This window comes from Calyptranema fuscum S582 (assembly GCF_055793305.1).
Map to the genome: position 1 here is coordinate 1 of NZ_JBSLYH010000115.1, position 3,184 is coordinate 3,184.

Genomic DNA, 3,184 nt, shown 5'->3' on the forward strand with positions numbered 1-3,184 from the left:
AACTGCTTGTTGAAGCTTACCCACACGCACCAGAGCATAAGCAGCACGACGCGGCAAATCGTCTGTTTCTGCCAGTTCAGCCGCTTTACCGTCCAGCAAGTTTGCACTTTGGTAAAGCATTTCGGCAGCATCCAGAGCCATGTGATAAATGGGTACAGCTTCTTGCCAACGCTGTTGATCGCTATAGAGATTAGCTAAATTGCGGGCTGATCTGCGGCAATCATTGGGAAGTAGCTCTGGGGTAAAGATTTCCAAGCTGGCTTGATAGGCATTGATCGCCTTCTCAATATTTTGCGCCCGGTCGCCCCGAATGCGGTTCTTGCAAGCGAGCGCCAGATTCATCATCGTTCGCGCCCACTCGACGGGCATCGCATCCCGTGTCCTCACCTGCAATGCCTGCTCATAGGCATTAATCGCGTCCTCAATATTTTGCGCCTGGTCGCCCTGAATGCGGTCAGAGTAAGCGAGCGCCAGATTCATCATCGTTTGCGCCCAATCGACGGGCAGGTTCTCACGGGTTCTTACCTGCAACGATTGCTCATAGGCATTGATCGCGTCCTCGATGTTGTCCGCCCGGTCGCCTCGGATGCGGTCAGAGTAAGCGGTTGCCAGATTATTCATCGATGTTGCCCACTCGACGGGCATCGCCTCGCGCGTCATCACCTGCAACGACTGCTGATAGGACGCAATCGCAGCCTCGATGTTGTCCGCCCGGTCGCCTCGGATGCGGTTCTTGTAAGCGGTTGCCAGATTATTCATCGATTGTGCCCACTCGACGGGCATCGCCTCGCGTGTCATCACCTGCAACACCTGCTGATAGGACGCGATCGCAGCCTCGATGTTGTCCACCTGGTTGCCTCGGATGCGGTTCTTGTAAGCGATTGCCAGATTATTCATCGATTGTGCCCACTCAACGGGCATCGCCTCGCGCGTCATCACCTGCAACGACTGCTGATAAGCGTCGATCGCAGCCTCGATGTTGTCCGCCCGGTCGCCTCGGATGCGGTCAGAGTAAGCGTTTGCTAGATTATTCATCGCTTGTGCCCACTCGACGGGCATCGCCTCGCGCGTCATCACCTGCAACGACTGCTGATAAGCGTCGATCGCAGCCTCGATGTTGTCTGCCCGGTCGCCTCGGATGCGGGAGTAGTAAGCAAGTGCCAGATTATTCATCGAGATTGCCCACTCGACGGGCATCGCCTCGCGCGTCATCACCTGCAACGACTGCTGATAGAACGCAATGCCCAACTCCAGATTCAGCCAGCGGCTACCCAACGGAAATTGCTGTATCAGATTGCCAAACGTGACCAATACAACCGCCATGGATGTTCGCCATTCTGTATCTCCTTCTAACAGCTGTGCGGCAACGGTCGGTAACACTGCTAACAAGTCTGTATTAAATCGGGCTTGCTGCTGCGCCCACACTGGATAGACCTGCTGCGGATTTCCTCGGCTATCTACTACCAATTGCAATGTTTTTAACAAAAACTGACGTGCGGCTTCTGCCCCGGTTGGTGTTGTCACCTCCAGTCCCAACGCCTCTGCCAACTGCGTCGCAAAGCCCCGCAACCGTCCGGCATCCCTGTTCCCTTGGCTCTCTAGCCAGTCGGCATATTGCCCCATCACCGCCAGCAGTTCCGCATCTATCAGTTCTCTATGTGCCTGCAAAAGCTCTGCTTCTTGTCCCTGTGGGCAACCCAGCAATTGCTCAATCAGTGTTATGTATGCCTGTGACCGTTGCTCATCCATACCATTCCACTCCACATTCAGGCATCAGTAAACCGAGCTGAGCAAACACCAACTGAGGATGAATTCACCAAGGATAGACACTTCTCCGGAGAATAAAGTTCTCAGCTCAACCTATTTTGGCGATCGCCCCTCCCTGTCTTGCAGCAACTACACCCCCGTATAACTAAATGCTGCCCAATAAAATGGATGGGCAAAGTAGTTTGGCTCAATCAGTATGAGAGATTTAAATAGGTCAGGATAACTCGCCTTAAAGTACTGAGCTTTCTGCTGACTTGTTGTATCCCTCACCCACTGTTGTGCCTTGCATAATGCGATCGCTGGTTCCAACGTCTCGTTTCGCCAATAGTCATAGAAGCGTACCAGCAACATCATCGTACTCAGATCAGACACCGACCAGAGAGACGCAACCACTCCCGCCACCCCAGCTTGAAGTAACCCTGTGGGCAGACTGATGGCTTCATCGGCGTTATCGATGCCGCTGAGTCCCGTTTCACAAGCAGACAAAATCGCCAACCGAATGCCACTTCGCTGATGATCCGCCAGCTTCAGATCGAGTAAGTCTCGCAGGGTTAGCAAGCCATCACTCATGCTCAGTCCACTGGTCAGGGGTTCAGTCAGATTCGCAGTGCCGTGACAGGAGAGATGGAGGATAGAGCAGTGGGGTAAAGCATCCAGCACCGTTGCTACCGTAGCTTGCTCATGCTTTAGAACTTTAGGTTGGGGAAAGGTAGCAATAGCCGCTGCCACTTCACGACTGGAGTTGGGTAGATCGTTGAGAGGGTTATCAATTGCCAACATCGCATCTGCCCCAATGCGTGTCGCAATCTCGACGGCAGCATTGATCGATCGCGCATTGGGAGCATAGGTAAACGTCATCTCATCCAGGGCATACCGTTTGCCAGTCGGCATGGTTGGATCATTAACCCAAGCAGCATGAAGTGGCAACAAGCTGAGGTAGCCAGTCGGAATCAAGGTGGCTTGCTGAAAACTTTGCTCTTTCAAATGGGCGATCAGGGGTGCCATCAGCGGTTCCCAGAGTTGACGAGTGCCAGATTCAATCGCATCATGCCATCCCTGACGATCGCTTTGGGATTGATTGTAAGCACTAAACCAGGTTTGATTTAGCAAATCAATCAGTTGCATTTCATTGAGATCATCCATCCACAGAGGAGTGATCTCAACGGCTCCGGTCTCCCCTTTTTCAAGGGGGGCTGGGGGGGATCTCTTAACAATAAGTGCGAGGCTACCCGCAGGAGTAGGAATCAGATAAATCAAGGGGATGCCGGGACGAATGGCTTGGCAAATGTCTGCAAAATTGGGTTGAGCCAGAAAGCCTTCATAACCAGAAACCTGACGGATGTGCTCAAGCGTTTTCTCTAACGCTTGGCGGAGTCGCTGAGACTCATTGCGAAAAACTTCAGGGGTGAGGTCATGC

The 3,184-nt window shown here is 53.0% G+C and carries 2 protein-coding genes; both read right to left on the reverse strand.

The genetic code is table 11. The features are described from left to right. Nucleotides 1-1,749: tetratricopeptide repeat protein (locus tag ACR6Z4_RS32065; RefSeq protein ID WP_479721376.1), on the reverse strand; the 1,749-nt coding region annotated here is incomplete at its 3' end. Nucleotides 1,750-1,896: 147 nt separating this feature from the next. Further along, a partial coding sequence (locus ACR6Z4_RS32070; RefSeq protein WP_479721377.1) for a CHAT domain-containing protein occupies nt 1,897-3,184 on the reverse strand: 1,288 nt, incomplete at its 5' end.